Annotated in this window: 1 pseudogene; it reads left to right on the top strand. The window is 67.9% G+C overall.

Annotation, left to right across the window (positions count from 1 at the left end):
• Nucleotides 1-223 (top strand): annotated as a pseudogene (locus tag ACLJNW_RS28680) (hypothetical protein); the annotation flags it as partial.
• Between the last annotated feature and the right edge of the window lie 11 nt (nt 224-234).

The raw sequence follows: 234 nt of genomic DNA, 5'->3' as shown, positions 1-234 counted from the left end.
GAAAGGGATGGAACTGTACCCGGCCATCCTTTCCCTGGTGAACTGGGGCGACCGCCACCTCGCCGGCGTCGAGGGGCCGCCACTCGAGCATGTGCACAAGCATTGCGGCCAGCACATGCATGGCGTGCTGGTCTGTTCCGAATGCGGTGAGCCGCTGCACGCGCGGGACGTGACGGTACGCGAGGGGCTGTTCTGGAAGGGGCGCCTGCTGCGGCGCGGCTGAGCGTTCCAGGC

Origin of the sequence: Salmonella sp. SAL4457 (assembly GCF_046548235.1) — a bacterium.
In the GTDB taxonomy this organism is placed as follows: Bacteria; Pseudomonadota; Gammaproteobacteria; order Enterobacterales; family Enterobacteriaceae; genus Salmonella; species Salmonella enterica.
Note: the sequence above shows the minus strand (reverse complement) of the source record. Positions and strands in the feature narration are given on the sequence as shown.